The sequence below is a fragment of the Planomicrobium sp. CPCC 101079 genome (assembly GCF_007859275.1).
GTDB lineage: Bacteria > Bacillota > Bacilli > Bacillales_A > Planococcaceae > Planococcus.
In genome coordinates, this window is record NZ_VOHC01000032.1 from 75,224 (window position 1) to 90,912 (window position 15,689).

At 43.3% G+C, this 15,689-nt stretch carries 13 protein-coding genes; 4 read left to right on the forward strand and 9 right to left on the reverse strand.

What is annotated here, in order from left to right; all coding sequences use genetic code 11:
* The first annotated feature begins 170 nt into the window (after nucleotides 1-170).
* Both FQV28_RS17640 and FQV28_RS17645 read left to right on the forward strand, forming a co-directional pair.
* Nucleotides 171-1,760, forward strand: a complete 1,590-nt coding sequence (locus tag FQV28_RS17640; RefSeq protein ID WP_146497832.1) for a sensor domain-containing diguanylate cyclase — start codon at nucleotides 171-173, stop codon at nucleotides 1,758-1,760.
* A 65-nt stretch (nucleotides 1,761-1,825) separates the two neighbouring features.
* The gene (locus tag FQV28_RS17645; RefSeq protein ID WP_146497833.1) at nucleotides 1,826-3,952 is read left to right on the forward strand and encodes a sensor domain-containing protein; all 2,127 of its coding nucleotides are present in this window, start codon (nucleotides 1,826-1,828) and stop codon (nucleotides 3,950-3,952) included.
* Between the two features lie 104 nt (nucleotides 3,953-4,056).
* On the opposite strand, the gene FQV28_RS17650 is transcribed toward FQV28_RS17645, so the two are convergent.
* From FQV28_RS17650 to FQV28_RS17665, 4 genes are all read right to left on the reverse strand, one after another.
* Nucleotides 4,057-5,094 (reverse strand): metal ABC transporter solute-binding protein, Zn/Mn family, encoded by a 1,038-nt coding sequence (locus FQV28_RS17650; RefSeq protein ID WP_146497834.1) that lies wholly within the window; start codon nucleotides 5,092-5,094, stop codon nucleotides 4,057-4,059.
* Nucleotides 5,095-5,450: 356 nt separating this feature from the next.
* On the reverse strand, nucleotides 5,451-5,921 hold the full coding sequence (locus FQV28_RS17655; RefSeq protein ID WP_146497835.1) for a FixH family protein: 471 nt from the start codon (nucleotides 5,919-5,921) through the stop codon (nucleotides 5,451-5,453).
* Nucleotides 5,922-5,942: 21 nt separating this feature from the next.
* Nucleotides 5,943-7,316, reverse strand: coding sequence for a PepSY-associated TM helix domain-containing protein (locus FQV28_RS17660; RefSeq protein ID WP_146497836.1), 1,374 nt, complete (start codon nucleotides 7,314-7,316; stop codon nucleotides 5,943-5,945).
* A 185-nt stretch (nucleotides 7,317-7,501) separates the two neighbouring features.
* Nucleotides 7,502-9,235 (reverse strand): DNA/RNA non-specific endonuclease, encoded by a 1,734-nt coding sequence (locus FQV28_RS17665; protein ID WP_146497837.1) that lies wholly within the window; start codon nucleotides 9,233-9,235, stop codon nucleotides 7,502-7,504.
* 295 nt (nucleotides 9,236-9,530) lie between these two features.
* Between FQV28_RS17665 and FQV28_RS17670 the strand changes: the two genes are divergently transcribed.
* Nucleotides 9,531-10,739 (forward strand): MFS transporter, encoded by a 1,209-nt coding sequence (locus tag FQV28_RS17670; protein ID WP_146497838.1) that lies wholly within the window; start codon nucleotides 9,531-9,533, stop codon nucleotides 10,737-10,739.
* On the opposite strand, the gene FQV28_RS17675 is transcribed toward FQV28_RS17670, so the two are convergent.
* Complete coding sequence (locus FQV28_RS17675) at nucleotides 10,736-11,701, reverse strand: bile acid:sodium symporter family protein (RefSeq protein WP_146497839.1); 966 nt, start codon at nucleotides 11,699-11,701, stop codon at nucleotides 10,736-10,738. The two genes, FQV28_RS17670 and FQV28_RS17675, sit on opposite strands and share 4 nt — an antisense overlap.
* A gap of 220 nt (nucleotides 11,702-11,921) precedes the next feature.
* On the opposite strand from FQV28_RS17675, the gene FQV28_RS17680 reads away from it, so the two are divergent.
* Entirely contained in the window at nucleotides 11,922-12,626 is a 705-nt protein-coding gene (locus FQV28_RS17680; protein WP_146497840.1) for a hypothetical protein, read from the forward strand.
* Nucleotides 12,627-12,909: 283 nt separating this feature from the next.
* On the opposite strand, the gene trxB is transcribed toward FQV28_RS17680, so the two are convergent.
* The 4 genes from trxB to FQV28_RS17700 form a co-directional block, all read right to left on the reverse strand.
* The gene (trxB, locus tag FQV28_RS17685; protein WP_146497841.1) at nucleotides 12,910-13,884 is read right to left on the reverse strand and encodes a thioredoxin-disulfide reductase; all 975 of its coding nucleotides are present in this window, start codon (nucleotides 13,882-13,884) and stop codon (nucleotides 12,910-12,912) included.
* Nucleotides 13,885-14,036: 152 nt separating this feature from the next.
* A complete protein-coding gene (gene arsC / locus FQV28_RS17690; RefSeq protein WP_146497842.1) occupies nucleotides 14,037-14,456 on the reverse strand; it encodes an arsenate reductase (thioredoxin) in 420 nt (139 codons plus the stop codon).
* 38 nt (nucleotides 14,457-14,494) lie between these two features.
* Nucleotides 14,495-14,830, reverse strand: coding sequence for an ArsR/SmtB family transcription factor (locus tag FQV28_RS17695; RefSeq protein WP_146497843.1), 336 nt, complete (start codon nucleotides 14,828-14,830; stop codon nucleotides 14,495-14,497).
* A 186-nt stretch (nucleotides 14,831-15,016) separates the two neighbouring features.
* On the reverse strand, nucleotides 15,017-15,586 hold the full coding sequence (locus FQV28_RS17700) for a histidine phosphatase family protein (RefSeq protein ID WP_146497844.1): 570 nt from the start codon (nucleotides 15,584-15,586) through the stop codon (nucleotides 15,017-15,019).
* Between the last annotated feature and the right edge of the window lie 103 nt (nucleotides 15,587-15,689).

Here is a 15,689-nt window from a genome sequence, read left to right on the forward strand (position 1 = left end):
TATTTCAACTTATATACGTAGACTATATAATGAAATCTAGACTTTTGATTGTGAGTCTTTCTCACTATTGTATGCTACCAAGTTTGAATGTTTTTAAGTAATATATTAGGTATCTACTTTTTAACATAATAAAACAAACACCGTTTTATATTAATAAAGGAGTTTGCTGTATGAAGCGTTTATTTTACAACCGGAAGATGAGTTTGTCGACATTGCTGACTTTTCTTGTATCAACTTCCGTTATTCTCACCCTACTGATTCTTACCTATTCATCTTATCATTCAAGCAAAGAATCGTTAGTGAATACTTACTTGTCGCTCAACTATTCAAAAGCAGAAAAGATGAGCCACTCCGTTGAATCGTTATTTGATTCAATGAGGACAAGTCTGGAAAACACGGCTGCTTTCCTCGAAAAGAACGAACAGTTAAGCGACGAAGAAATATTTGAGCAATTAGAACTTGTTAAGAACAGCAGCGGTTATTTCAATTCTCTTTCATGGATGGATGAAGAAGGTGTTGTGCGAGCCATAAGCCCAATTAGCACTGGATTAACTGGCCAAACAATATATTCAGGTATAACAAGAGAAGTTTTAGACGCTCAAAAACCTGGAATTACTGCTCCTTATGTCGGTCCCTCAAATCGCTTGATCGTTTTAATGAATCAGCCGATTTATTATAAAGACGGAAAATACAGAGGCATGATTGGCGGAACAATATATCTTCAGGAGCAAAATGTTTTAAACCAAATATTAGGGAACGATGCCATAGAAAAGAACGGCTCTTATTATTATGTCATTGGCCCTGAAGGCACCCGCTTGTTTCATCCTGAGTATCAGTTGATCGGAGAAAGTGCCACTTCAAATCCTATCGTCAAAAAACTGACAAATGGAAAAAGCGGGATGGAACTGGTCACTAATACGATGGGAATTCCTATGCTTTCAGCTTATCGCTATATGCCAGACATTGGATGGGGAATTATTCAGCAAACACCTTATACGTTTGTTGAGAACTTGCTTGAAAAGCAGCTTCAAGAGTTAATGATGCACGTATGGCTCCCGTTCCTATTGCTGCTCCTTTTTTCAATTTACATTGCCCGCAAATTAGCGGCTCCCTTTATCCATTTAGCCAACTTGGTCAATCAGCTGGCTCAAGGAAAAACAGTATCACTTCCCCTTAGGAATGCTTTAGTCGAACCACATTGGAATCGGGAAGCCGATTTGTTAACCAAAACTGTAGCTGTCGCTTTTGAAACACTTGAGAAGAACAATCGTCAGCTCACACAAACTGCAACTACAGATTCATTGACGGGGTTGCAGAACCGAAGAAAAATGGATGAGGTTTTAACAGAATGGGAAATGGAAAAACGGTCATTCTCTTTAGTAATTTTAGATATTGATCATTTCAAATCGATCAATGACACTTATGGACATCAAGCCGGGGATGAAGCATTAAAAATGCTTGCCGATACCGTTCAAACTTCCGTTCGTAAAAATGACCATTGTTTTCGATATGGAGGAGAAGAATTTGTTCTCCTACTGTCTGATACCGACCTTTCAGGAGCTTTGAAAGTAGCGGAAAAAATTCGTGGACAAATAGAAAAAGCTCCATTAATCCCTGGCAGGACCGTTACAGTATCGCTCGGCATCGCAGAGTTTCCACTGCATGCACACTCACTGCCAGAACTTTTTACAAGAGCGGATAAAGCCTTATATGCGTCGAAATCAGCGGGAAGAAACCGGATTACGGTTGCCTCTGCCTAATTTAAGCGCCAAAGAATTATTATTTGTCAAAGATAAACTTTAAGCTATCCGTGTGGAGGAACAAAATGAAAATTATAGATAACAATGAGGCAGCGTTCATCAAAAATTCGTTAACAGAAAGCCTTGAGATGGACAATTCTTTTTACAGGGAAATGTTTGATGTAATGATTCAAAATGCTTCTGTCAGCATGTATATACTGGAAAATGAGGGTTTCTCATATATCAACGATCATTTCTGCAATCTGATCGGCTATACAAGAAATGAATTGCTCAATAAAAAAATGACCATAAGCAGCTTGTTTCACCCGGATGACTTTCCTGCTGTACAAGAGCGAATCAGAAAGAAAATTGAAAACCTGGAAACTTCCTCACGGTACCGCGCAAGAGTGTACAAAAAAGATGGTGAACTGATCCATGTTGAAATTCATTCAACCAAAACAGTTCGGCTTGGAAAAACCGTTTTATTTGGCACGCTTATCGATGTAACAGGAGAAGTCGCTGCAGCTTTGAAACTTAAGGAAAGCGAAGAGCGGTTCAAATCTCTTTTCTACAATAACCCGGATGCCATATTTAAGATTGATTTGCAAGGAAACTTCATAGATGCAAATCCCGGATGTGTGGAACTGACCGGTTATTCCACTGACGAATTACTAGGTATGCCTTTCGCTCCCCTCATAGCAGAGGAGGATTTAGAAGAGGCTTTTGCTTATTTTGAAAGAGCTGCATACGGAGAAGCAAATATCCACGACATTACGCTTATCCGGAAAAATGGCAGCAGAAGAAATATAGAAATCACAAAGTTTCCGATGAAACTTGAGGGAGAAACAATAGGTGTTTATGGGATTGCAAAAGATATTACAGAAAAAGTCGAACATCAGAAACTGATGGAAGAACTTGTGTTCTTTGATTCTTTGACAAAGCTGCCGAACCGGAAACTATTTGAGGACCGCCTAATGCAAGTCTTAAAACAGACGGAAACCAATGAAAATTCCGCGGCTGTTCTTTTTCTGGATCTGGATCGCTTTAAATTCATCAACGACTCTCTCGGCCATCATTTAGGCGACGAGTTTCTAAAGACCGTTTCTAAGCGTCTAGTGGAAAGCGTCAGCAAAACCGATACCGTCAGCCGGTTCGCGGGAGACGAATTTGCAATTTTGCTGCCTAATTCAGGACAGCAAGAAGCAATTTCCCTGGCTATGTCGCTCAATAAAACCATGTCCGAGCCATTCGATATTATGGGCCATTCCTTAACGGTATCCGCGAGCATCGGAATCGCTTTTAGCGCAGGAACCGGCGAAACAGTCGACAGCTTGATCAAGAAAGCCGATACGGCGATGTACTATACGAAAAAATATGGAAAAAACAATTACACAGTCTATTCGGAAGAACTGGATCAAAAAACAGCTTATAAGCTTATCCTCGAGAGAGACTTGAAGTCGGCCATCATTAATCAAGAACTCACTTTGCATTATCAGCCCATTGTAGATTTAAAGACAGAAGAAGTGAGGGCCATGGAAGCCTTGATCCGCTGGAACCATCCAGAACTTGGCATGGTCCCTCCCGATAATTTCATTCCAATTTCCGAGGAAAGCGGGCAAATCGTGGCAATCGGTAAATGGGTATTGTATAAAGCTTGCGCGCAAAACAAAGCATGGCAAGATTTCGGGTTTCCTCCGATCAAAATTTGCGTCAATATTTCCACCATCCAATTGCAGCATCCGAATTTCGTCCAGACTGTCCAGCGGGTGCTTGAAGACACAGGACTGGAAGCGAAATGGCTTGAGCTTGAAGTGACAGAAAGCATCTTGATGGAAGAAACCAAAACATTAAAAGATAGTTTGATCCAGCTCAAAGCATTAGGCATTTCCTTATCGATCGATGATTTTGGCACTGGTTATACATCGCTTAGCTACTTGCGGCAGTTCTCATTTGACCGGGTCAAGATTGACCGCAGTTTTGTCAGCGATATTGCGGGCGACCTGAATGGCAAAGCGATCACATCTACTATCATCTCCTTGGCACACAAACTGGGCATGCAAGTGATTGCAGAAGGAATTGAAGAGGAAGTCCAATTGTCCTTCCTGAAAGAAGAGAACTGCGATGAAGGCCAAGGCTATTACTTTAGCCGTCCCTTGCCTGCAGAGTTGCACAATTTGTTTAAGGATCCCAAAAACAAGAAAATCGAAAAATAGAAACAAGGCGTTTGTGGAGTAATGAACCTGCTTCACAAACGCCTTGTCCTTTTTAATTTCACTTCTTCTAGCCAATAACAGATGTATTTTCGCTGTTATAACGGTCACTTTAGTATTTTTTCGAATGTTTCTTTATTCTTTTCCATCAGCGTGAAGTACGTTTCTCCTTGGTCTATTTCCTCCTGCGTCAAAACGCTCAAATTGTGAAGCTGAACCGCTTCAGCATCCACTTCTGACTGAATTACCTCAGTCAATCTTGAAGAAACATTTTGTTCAAATGCAATATAGCGGATATCCAGCTCCTTGGCCTGTTCAACGATGGCTACCAACTCCTTCTGAGAAGGTTCATCCTGGCTGTTCAAACCAGCAACCGGAACTTGTTCCAAGCCGTATGCGTCCGCCAAATAGCCAAATGCTGAATGCGAAACAAAGAAAGATTTTTTCGGGGCATTTTCAGCGACTTCTTGGAATGATTGATCAAGCGCCTTTAGTTCCTCAACAAGTTTTTGGTAATTCTCTTCATACTCTGAGGCATGCGCTTCATCTTGCGCTATCAATTCATTTTTAATAGATTCAGCCAAGTTTTGGCTTAATGTTGGGGAAATCCAGACATGTGGATCAATCTCCCCGTGTTCATCGGTATGTTCTTCCTCTGTTCCTTCGTTTTCATCGGCATGTTCTTCTTCTGTTCCTTCGTGTTCATGATCATGTTCTTCCTCTGTTCCTTCGTGTTCATGGTCATGTTCTTCTGTTTCCTCATGTGTATGGCCTTCTGTAAGCTCGCTTGCAGGGATGGCGTCAGCAGTCGCAACAAATTTTACCGGCTCGTTCTTCAATGTTTCTTTGGCCTTGTCGATAAAGCCTTCCAGCCCCAAACCGATATACAGAACGGTGTCAGCTTCAGCCAAAGCGATCATGTCTTTCTGTGTGGGTTCGAATGTATGTTCATTTGAACCTGCCGGATAAATCGATTGCACTTCTACCCGGTCTCCCCCAATCCGTTCTGTAAAATATGTAAGAGGGTAAACCGTCGTATATATTTCAAGTTTTGATTGTTCTGTGCTGTCTGCAGCATTTTCTTCCGTTTCTCCGCATGCGCTCAACAAAAGCAGCAGCAGAATTGGCAATAAAAGTTTTTTCATAAGTCACCTCTTGGTTAATGGTTGATGTATTAGGGTCCAGGGCATGAATAATTGAAGAAGTGTAATTGTTACGATTTAAAAACATGTAAAAAATTTTACTTGTTTTTTGTAAAGAGCAACTTGTCGAAGCTAAACATTTTGTTTCGTAAGTTCCATCTGTTCTTTATTTCGTTTGTTCCTACCTGTCGATAGCCTCAGCAAAGAACAGCTTCTTTTTAAATAGTAGCGATTACGTTTTATATCATATAACGTCTGGCTGCAAACTACAAGGTTTTACAAAAAAATATTTTAAAGGACTAATTGTTTTTCTATTAAAAAAGCAATTCCCCTTTTATCTTCAGGAAAATTGCAATTTTTTAATGATGGTGGCCAGATGTTCCTTCGCTTTTTTTCGGGCCTTGTTTTAACGCTTCCAAATCGCTACTTGAAAGTTCGCCTACGACAAATTGCTTTTGCGGACTGATAAGAGCGCCTTTATTTCCGGCGTGGACTTCGATGTAATAGAGACCTTCTTTTACAAAGTCAGCCATTACCTGATAGACTCCGCCCCCAACATCCTCAGCTTCTTGCATCGGATATCTTACCGATCCGTCTTGCTTCCAAATTTCAAAGTGAACAAAATCTGCTTCTTCCAGCTCTTTTCCTTGTTGCGTCAAGACCGCTTGAACCGTTATTTTATCGTTTGCTGAAATGGTTTCCGGCAAATTGATCTCTGCTTCAATAGGCGCTTCTTGTGTATAAAGATCCGCGGCGTCGCTTCGGACAGAACAAGCGCTCAAAAAGAGCAGGCTCGGCAATAGAATGGCAAGTACCGTGAATTTTTCCAAAGAAACCTCTCCCTTCTGACCTTATGCATTCAACCACTTTTTAACAACTGGCAACCGCTGGATTAACACCCAGTCCATCAGCCAGACAAATAGAATAGAGAGGCCAACGAGAGGAAACAGGATTCCTAATCCAATCATTAACAATAGGAACGGCTTTTTCTGGACAAGGGCAGGAGCTGCAGGAGCCCCCATCCCTTTTTGCGGCTTTCGCTTCCACCACAAATAAATGCCGCTGACTGCCACGAAAATAACACTCAAGCAAACAAACAAGCTAATAAGCTGGTTCGGCAAGCCGAATTGAGTACCTTTGTGCAAAGTGATGCCCCAAGCAACCACTTTCCCGATAATCCCGTAATTGCCGTAGCGGTAATCGGCCAAAACAGCACCTGTGTATTGATCGATATGCATTGTTGCTTCATCTTGGGCTTTCGGAGAAAAAATGGATAAGGTGTATACCCCTTCCGGCTCTTGCGGAATGAAAACTGTATAACCCGGATAAATGTTGTATTGTTCCGCCGTTTCAATCACTTTATCGAGCGACAGCGGAACCAGCCCTTGGATTTTCGATAAAGGCACATCCAAGGTTTCTGCTGCCCACGGGACTTCCGCGATATCTTTTGTTTGGGCAGCTGAAACAGGCGTGTCTCCGACCCAAACAGAAGGCGGATAACCTGCGCCGGAATTGGTGATTATAGTTTGAAAGTTGTTTCCCCAAAATCCAGACCAAGGCAAGCCCGTCAGGACTAAAAACAATAAGCCCGCCATTACCCAAAACGCGGGAACTGCGTGCAAATCCCTTCTTAAGATCTTTTTGCCTCTATTCAAACGCGGGAAAAGAACACCAGCCAAGCCTTTTTTCTTTTTAGGCATCCATAAATAAATTCCTGTAATCATTAAAACAATTGTCCAGCAAGCCACCAGCTCTACAATACGGTCGCCTATTGTCCCAGCCATTAATTCCCCATGGATTTTTTCAATTTTTTCCATGATCCGGTCGTCGTTGTTTAATGTGCCCATCGATTCACCGGTGTATGGATTGATAAAAACAGTAAATGATCCATCGTTTTCCATTATGGTGACCTCGCTGGAACGCGCTTCATCTTCTCCAGGGCGATATTGAGTAATAAGTGCCTCCGGATACAGCCGCTTCACTTCCTCTACTTGTTCAGAAGCGGAAAGTTGTTCTCCTTGGGGGGTTACTTCATAGTAATTCTGATAAATCGTTTCTTCAATTTCAGCTTTAAACAAATAAACGGATCCTGTCACAGCCAGTAAAATCAAAATCGGAGCAAAAATGATGCCCGCATAAAAATGCCATCTCCAAATGGTCTTGTACATATTGTTAGCTTTTGACGTTCCTTTTGCTGCAGGCTTGCCCTCTTTGCCTTTGTTCATTTTAAAATCTCCTTTTAATGCCATCCGACCACGCTTTACTACCCCAATTAGTATACGTTTTTTAGTTCTTTTTGTAAGTGACTATTATATGAACAGTGGCTGCTAGCTTTTCTGGGCATCTGCCTACAGCTCCACAAAAAAATCCGCAGAAGCTGTTGAAGCCTCTGCGGACGTCCGAATTTGTGTTAAAGCTGGATATCTTCCAAGCGGTTGATTGCGACTCCTGTATCGTTTCCAGCTAATGCATCATGCTTGTTAAGCTCCCCAAAATCCAGATGCGTCAATTTTTCTATTTGGGTTATTGGCACTTGATATGTCTGATAATCGCCGTAAGCGAATTCCACATTATCGATCAAGTTCCGTTGTGTTTGCAAATACGCTGTTGCGGTAAGTGTATTCTCATCTTTTTTCATAACGGCAAGTTTCCAGAATTCAGCCGGAATTTTAAATTCCTCCCGGTACAGCGGGTCGTCTTCCCGAAACACGGGACCAGTGAACACAGTCACTTTCAGGCTATGCGCTTCTGCATTCTTTAGAATATAATCTTCAAGGCCAAGCCAGGTTTTCTGATTGAAATTTTTATGTTGTGGTGCACAGTTTGTAAAATGGAACGTGTGCTCATTTGCCCGGATTGCATCCACTCCCCAATTCGGGTCCTGGCGGCGGGTCAAATGGCCACGGTCAAGATCATTCTTTTCGTACAATTCGGGCCCGCTTTGGAAGGCTTCATCAAGCCGCGGATCGAAATACCATTTGTCATTTCCGCGTTTCACATCGACCAGCTCATTGCCGTCAATATTGACTGCGGTATAGAACGCCAGTCTTCTCTTCTTGCTCATGACAATGGAAAAATGCGTATAATCCAAAACCGATTTGCCATCTTTCAGCTGTGCTCTATCGGATGCGATTTCAGCCGCCAACTCCGGCAGTGGAACGTTAAAATCCGTGCCCAGAAACGCAGGGTCATATCCCGACACGCTGCTATACCATTCTTCGCCAAGCTGCCCCACTTCCACTGGAGCTGCTGAGCCAGGCGCATTCACCCCTTGCAAAAGCGGATTCAACAAAGCGTTGGGAGCTGTATTATTCTGCTCATGCAAAAAAGCGAGAATGGAACTGATCCGTACTCCTTCGTTGGCCATCCAATCTGCGCCGTTATCCGGATCGCTAACTGCTGCATGGTGAAGCGCCACCACCACCCACTGGTCGTTGAATACAGGAGAACCAGAGGATCCGGCTTCTGTATCGCTGACGTAATGAATAAAATCAGGTGCTAAAAAGCGCACTTCGTTTTCCCTGACGGTCACCGCCTTTGGCCCGCCTTTCGGGTGCTGGATAATGGAAACAAATTCGCCTTCAAGCACTTTTCCTTTTTGGGATAAAAGCGGCAAATAGCCGAAGTCGGAAAGTTTTTTGCCGTCTGCCGCTGTTGCTTGAATGGCGACGAGTGTAAAATCGAGCGTTTCATCAGTAATGAACAGTTTGTCGGGCTCAAAATTGAAACTGCTGATTTCACGCGGCGTGAAGCTTGTATCATTTTCATAATTAAATTCAGCGGCTGCATACAAAGCTGCTTCACTCGTATCCAGTACATGATTATTCGTCAAAAGAAGTGTCGGGGATACTAAAAAACCCGTACCGTAGCCTTGGATCTGGCCATTGCGGTTTCGGATTGTAATCCGGCACACCGCCCGGCTCGCTTTAGTTCCCGCTTCCAAATAAGCGATGGGCAATAAGTCGTTTTTGTTGATGATACGCTCTATGGATAATGTGTCCTGTGCATTTATGACGCTTGAACGCACGAGCATTTTGTCCATTTCCTCCGGGCCAGTTGCCGAATGTTCTTTGCTTTCTTTTTCCAATTGCCGATACCTGTTAAGGGCTTGCTGCTCGATACTTTCCATTTTAGATGCTGCCATATGCTGCCTGCACTCCTTTACCTATAGTGGATGGGAGATCTTGGCTGCCTTTTTGAATGCCTAAGCAGCCTCCTTCTAGTCCGCATACCCTTCTATTAAGACCGATAAAACTTCTTTCACCAAATCACTATTCATCGAAAATTCTTTCTTTTCTGCGCGCAATTTTTTCTATTAACTTGTACTATAGCATAAACAATGCTTTTCCTTGTGGCACAGGGAAATAGTTCCCAGACAATATGGCACATTGAATTTTTTTAAAAAAAGCGCTTGATACACAGTTCAAGGAGGTTTTCAGATGTCCGCATTTTTTCTAGTCCTTATCTATTTGGCTTTTATCAGTCTGGGTTTGCCTGACTCAATACTAGGAGTTACTTGGCCCGTCATGCAATCGGATTTTGGAGCGCCGATTGAAACCGCCGGCCTGCTTTTTATGATGATAGCGGGAGGAACAATCGTCTCGAGTTTGGCAAGTGGAATTATACTGAAGCGTTTTGGAACGGGGAAAGTCACTTTTGTGAGTTCCTTTATGACAGCCGCAGCATTACTGGGGTTCTATTTTTCCCCATCACTCTTCTGGCTATTCCTTTGTGCGATTCCTCTTGGCCTTGGAGCGGGAGCGATTGATGCAGGGTTGAACCATTATGTCGCCGCGCATTACAAAGCGCATCATATGAGTTGGCTGCATTGCTTTTGGGGAGTAGGGGCTACCCTTGGGCCGGTTGTAATGGCTTCTTTTATTTCAGGGAATAATTCGTGGCGAAACGGCTACTTGGCGATTGCCGGCATTCAGTTTGTTCTCGTTGTTATTCTTTTCCTTGCGCTGCCTTTGTGGGATAAAGTGGCCGCTTCACCTTTGGCAGCCGAGAAAGAAGAGAAAGGCATAGAATTCGAGAGTATAAAACCGTTTCAAATCAAAGGGGTCAAACTGACGTTAGTTGCTTTTTTGTTTTATTGCGGAGCGGAGTCTGGCATTGGGCTTTGGGGAAGCAGTTTTCTTATTAATGTGAAAGACCTGTCCGTCGAAACAGCTGCCAAATGGATATCGCTCTATTTTGGCGGCATCACAATCGGAAGGTTTGTGACGGGCTTCCTGTCATTAAAGGCCAGCAACCGCGTGCTTATCCGTACAGGGCAATCAACTGCTCTTGCGGGTGCGCTCCTACTGCTGTTTCCGCTTCCAGCCAGTTTCTCGCTTATCGGATTTGTCTTGATTGGTTTGGGTTTAGCCCCAATTTTCCCGAGCATGCTGCACGAAACCCCGGCGCATTTCGGAAAAGCGCACTCGCAGTCAATCATGGGCTATCAAATGGCAGCCGCCTATACGGGCAGTTCCCTTTTGCCGCCCCTTCTCGGCTTTCTCGCCTCGCAATCCACAATCGCCATCTTCCCTTTTGTGGTCGCTTTTTTCATTTTGGCGATGTTGTTGAGTTCGGAAATGTTAAATACCTTTCTGAGAAAGAAACATGTACTAAATCCGAAAAAGAAAAAGTCGGCTGCATTCTAATCCTGGATGCGTAATTTTCTAAGCCTGTTCTCTTCCAAAGCATCCTTTTTACTGAACCAACCGGCAATCCATGCCCCAATCGATAAGTTAAAGATCATATTGAAAATCGGTGCAACTGTACCGAGTTCTCCGATGAACCTGAAAGCCAAAATCGCGGCAAGGGCTGTATTGCACAAACCTACCTGGAACAATGCGGCCCGCGCGTCTCCTTCTTCCAGCCGCAGCTTTTTTGCAATGAAATAAGCCGCACCCATGGGAAAGACAACTTGAATGAACGTTGTTCCGGCAACAAGCGGAATCAATTCCACTTCTGATGAAATTGCTTCTTTTCCGCTGCCTATAATGGTGTGGACAATCAGCAGCAGAGCTAAAGACGAACCCAATTTCGTCACGGCTTTAGAATAGTCTTTCAATCCCGCCACTCCTTGTTGCACCAGCAAGCCGAGCCCCATAGGCATGACGACGATTAAAAGAAAAGACTGGAGCAAATCAAAAAAGGACATAGACACTTGTTCACCGCCCACACCGAGCATTGCAAGCGGTGTGACGATTGGGCTGATTGCAATATCGAGCAAAGACGCAGCTACGACCAATGAGGCGTTGCCCCCCGCCAAAAAAGTGTAGACCGTGGCAGCTGTCGCACTTGGCACGGTTCCCGCCAAAATCATTCCAGCGGCGATTTCAGGCTGTGATGAAAAGAAACCATATGCCAACACAATCGAAACGGTCACTGTCAGCGTCCACTTCAAGCCCATCAACAGCATCAATTCTTTTGATTTCTTGCGTATCCCTTTGAACGCTTCCAAGTTCATTGACAACCCGGCAAAAAAGATGACAACGCCTAAAAGAATACTAGGCACCCATGAAGATACTTGCCAGTAAACGGGTGAAAAATAAGTGCTTACCGCCACAAGTAAAATAAGTAAAGGCAATTTTTCAGAGATCCATTTGATCAAAACCATATAAGATTCAATCCTTCCTGTCGGTACGCACCGGTCTATCGACTTTCAGCACCTATCGTTTAGCCATCATTATACGGCAAATTAGTTTAATAATTCAGTTATTTTTTATTTCTTTTAATTTTTCTGTTTTGTCTGGAACTGCAACAGATTTAACTATGAATAAGAATGGTGAAGGAATGTTATTGAAATAAGCTGTCTGTTTGAGAGAGGCGGAAAGAACTTGCCACGAAAAATTTTTTGCTTAGTAACTATTTTATTTATGGGCTTCTTTGTTTCTGCATGCGGTAAAAGTACAGGAGTTAACGGAGAATACCCATACGGGCATTATGAAGATGATAAAATGATAGGAATAGTATGGGAAGTTAATGAAAACAAAAACAACATTGTGGTTGATATTTCTGAATGGGAAAAGCGGGATAGACAGCCTGATTTGACAGACGAAGGCTATTCTTATACTGCTAATTTTTCAAAAGAAACCCGAATAATACACGAAGATGGAACTGAAGCCTTCATCGCTGATATAAAAAAGGGGCAAAAAGTGTTAGTCAGCCCGCCAAGAGGAACTTTTTTTGAAGGCCATTCAGATAAAATCATTTTATTGGAGATGTCCTACGAGGAAAAATATTCACAATTTCTATCGCACATCGATGGTTATAATATTGTAGTAATGTACGAACATGGAGAAAATCTGCCTATGGAGATGCAAGATTCCATGTACAGCAATGTATTAAACATACTGGAAGGCACAGAGCACAGCGCCGTAGCGGGATGGATAGAGTACAATGAAGATTACGTTGCAGATTACAAAAAAGAATTAGGGATTGAACAGTTTCCAGCAATTCTTGTATATAACCAGAAAGAACTTTTATTCAAAGCTTATAAAGTGGATGATTTATATGATTTCTTTATAAATTTGAGTGAATAATACTGTATGGGTTCTTTTATTTCGAGAAATACTGCCGGAAAATTTAGCAGAAAAAGCAAAGGGCTCTGTATCAGGCATTGCGATTTAGCATGCAGTTCCATTTCAGAGTTGAAGTTTTGCGATGGGCAGCGAAACCAGTGATAAAAAAAACACCTCCGCCGTAGACGTTCCAAATTTCCGGAATCCGCTACGAAATGAGGTGTTTTTTAAGTTTGTATTCCAAAAAGAACCCTTTATTTTTTTACGTGGTTCTTTTATTCGGCAATGCAATCCCAGCAATTTTCTATTTGGCTTTGTCGTAAGAAGGTTCCGATAAGGTCTGGCTCCAATCCACAATTTCCTGCCCTTCTAGAAAACGTTCAGTATCCATCGCTGCCATGCAGCCGGACCCTGCAGCGGTGACGGCTTGGCGGTATTTCTTGTCCTGCACATCGCCGCAAGCAAAGATGCCCGGGATGTTCGTTTCTGTTGTGCCCGGCGTCACCTGAATATAGCCGGTTTCGTCCGTATCAATCTGGCCATTCAGGAATGCGGTGTTTGGAGTATGGCCGATGGCAACGAAAATACCATCTGCTTCAATTACTTCCAGTTCCCCCGTTTCCCCATTCCGTACTTTGAGCCCGCTCACCTTTTGTCCATCATTGAGCACTTCAACCGGCGTATTGTTCAATTGCCAAGAAATTTTCTCGTTTTGGCGGGCGCGGTCCTGCATGATTTTCGATGCGCGCAGCTCACTCCGGCGATGCACTACGACGACTTCTGAAGCAAATCGGGTTAAGAAGCTTGCTTCTTCCATGGCTGAGTCGCCGCCGCCTACCACAATGATTTTTTTCCCGCGGTAGAAAAAGCCGTCACATGTTGCACATGTACTGACGCCTGTTCCGATACTTTCGAGCTCTCCTGGAATCTGAAGCAGTTTTGCTGATGCACCGGTAGACAAGATCAAGGCTTCTGTTTGAATTTCGCCTAAACCGCCGACTTGCAGTTTGAATGGCCGTTGCGACGTGTCGACAGCTGTCGCCCAGCCGCTTTTGAAAACTGCCCCGAAGCGTTCTGCCTGTTTGCGCATGTTGTCCATCAATTCCGGTCCCATAATGCCATCTACAAAACCGGGGAAATTTTCGATTTCAGTGGTCAGCGTCAATTGTCCCCCTGGCTGGTCTCCTTCGATGACCAAAGGGTTCATATTCGCTCTGGCCAAATAGATTGCCGCCGTGAGGCCAGCCGGGCCTGTCCCAAGAATCACTACTTTATGCATAATCGGCACCTCCAACTTAGAATGAATGTTCAACTCATTACAGTTCATTTATTCTTCCAACTTGCAAGATTCCACTGGCTTTTGCACTCTAGATTCTTTATAAATACCCGAGTTTCCCTTTGCTCAACCCAATTTCTATTTCAGCAGCTTTATCAGTTCCCGGTCTCCGCGAATTGTTTGATGCGGGAGCCGATTGCATCGCGGACATTTTGAAAAACCGTCCATTTCTCTTCTTCCGTTCCTTCCGCTTTTGCCGGATCTGGGAATCCCCAGTGCTCTCGTCTGACATGCGGCGGTGTCATTGGGCATTTATCCGCCGCATCCCCGCATAACGTTACAACAAAATCAGCATTGTTTAAGATGTCGTTGTCAATGATATCCGATGTTTGATTTGAAATATCGATTTCAACTTCGTTCATCGCTTTTACCGCATTGGGGTTTAAGCCATGTGCTTCAATTCCCGCACTCAGCACTTGCCACTCATCTCCAAGAATTTCTTTCCCCCATCCTTCAGCCATTTGGCTCCGGCATGAGTTTCCAGTGCAAAGAAAATACAAAGTTTTTTTCGCCATTATATATAACTCCTTTTCAATTTAAAGTAATTTTTTCTTCAACCGCAGCTGACCCTAAGCCCTTGTTTTTCTAGTTCTGCAATCCGTTCCTCTTGGCTTGGGACGAGTTCAAGAATCTTCATCACAAGCCCGTGCATGTCGCTTCCCTTGTTCAATGAATAAAAGATCCACTGTCCTTTGCGGTTCTCTTTCACGAGCCCGACGTCCCGAAGTTTACGGAGGTGTTGGCTGATGGCCGACTGGCTAATACCAAAAATCGCCACAAACTCGCAAACGCAGCACTCGTTTTTTTCCAAAAGCTTCATCATCGCCAAGCGAGTCTTGTCTCCTAATAATTTTAAGACCATGCTTGCCTTTTCAATTTCCACTTCCATAGTCTCACCCCACTAGCGCTGGATTGTTCCGCCATCTCCACAACAGCATATCAGCATATGCTTATATATACAATTAGTTAATCAGATTAGTGCCCGCTCATAAAAGACGAACCAAGAGATTTAACTCAGCCCAAAGTAAAACAGGGCATTCGCCAATGCGTCGAAACGCTTAACGGATGCCCTTATCTATTTTTGCAATGAATAGGAAACACAATTCCAATGTTTTGCCCCCGGTTTTCTTTCGCCTCTCCATCCTTTTTTCTGTAATTCCTTCGCTATCATCATATTAAAAAATCCATGGCCAATCAGTGCTACGGTTTTGGATTCACCGGAATAATCGATTAGTCGCTGTGCCGCCTTTTTTGCCCGTAATTTTGCTTCACTTAAAGATTCGCATTTAGTGGAATACCCGCCAAACCACAATAGCCTCAATAAGACCGCCCAAAAACCCGGACTCAGTCTAATATTAAATGCCCTAATCGCACCGATAGGCAACTCGGTTTCCCGAAACAGGGGATCGGCAATCACCGCCTTTTGGGGATTTAATAATTTTGCCGATTCTACGGATCTTTTTAAATCACTTGTGATGATAATGTCTGCTGCTGTTACCTTTTGAAAGGTCTCTGCAGGGCAAAAAGGTTCTTCAGAAATCCCATGCAAATCGTAATTCCTGATCCACTGTTCAAATTCCTTAAGATTCACTTTACCGTTATGAATAAATTGTGATTTTCCGTGCCTAATCAACGATATTTCCATAACCTTCTCCTTAGCTCCACTGATTTGTATTTACCAATAATGCCGTTTAACCCAAGGTCCAGACGTCTTGCCTTAAGTATACCCTTCCATAAAACTGGCACAA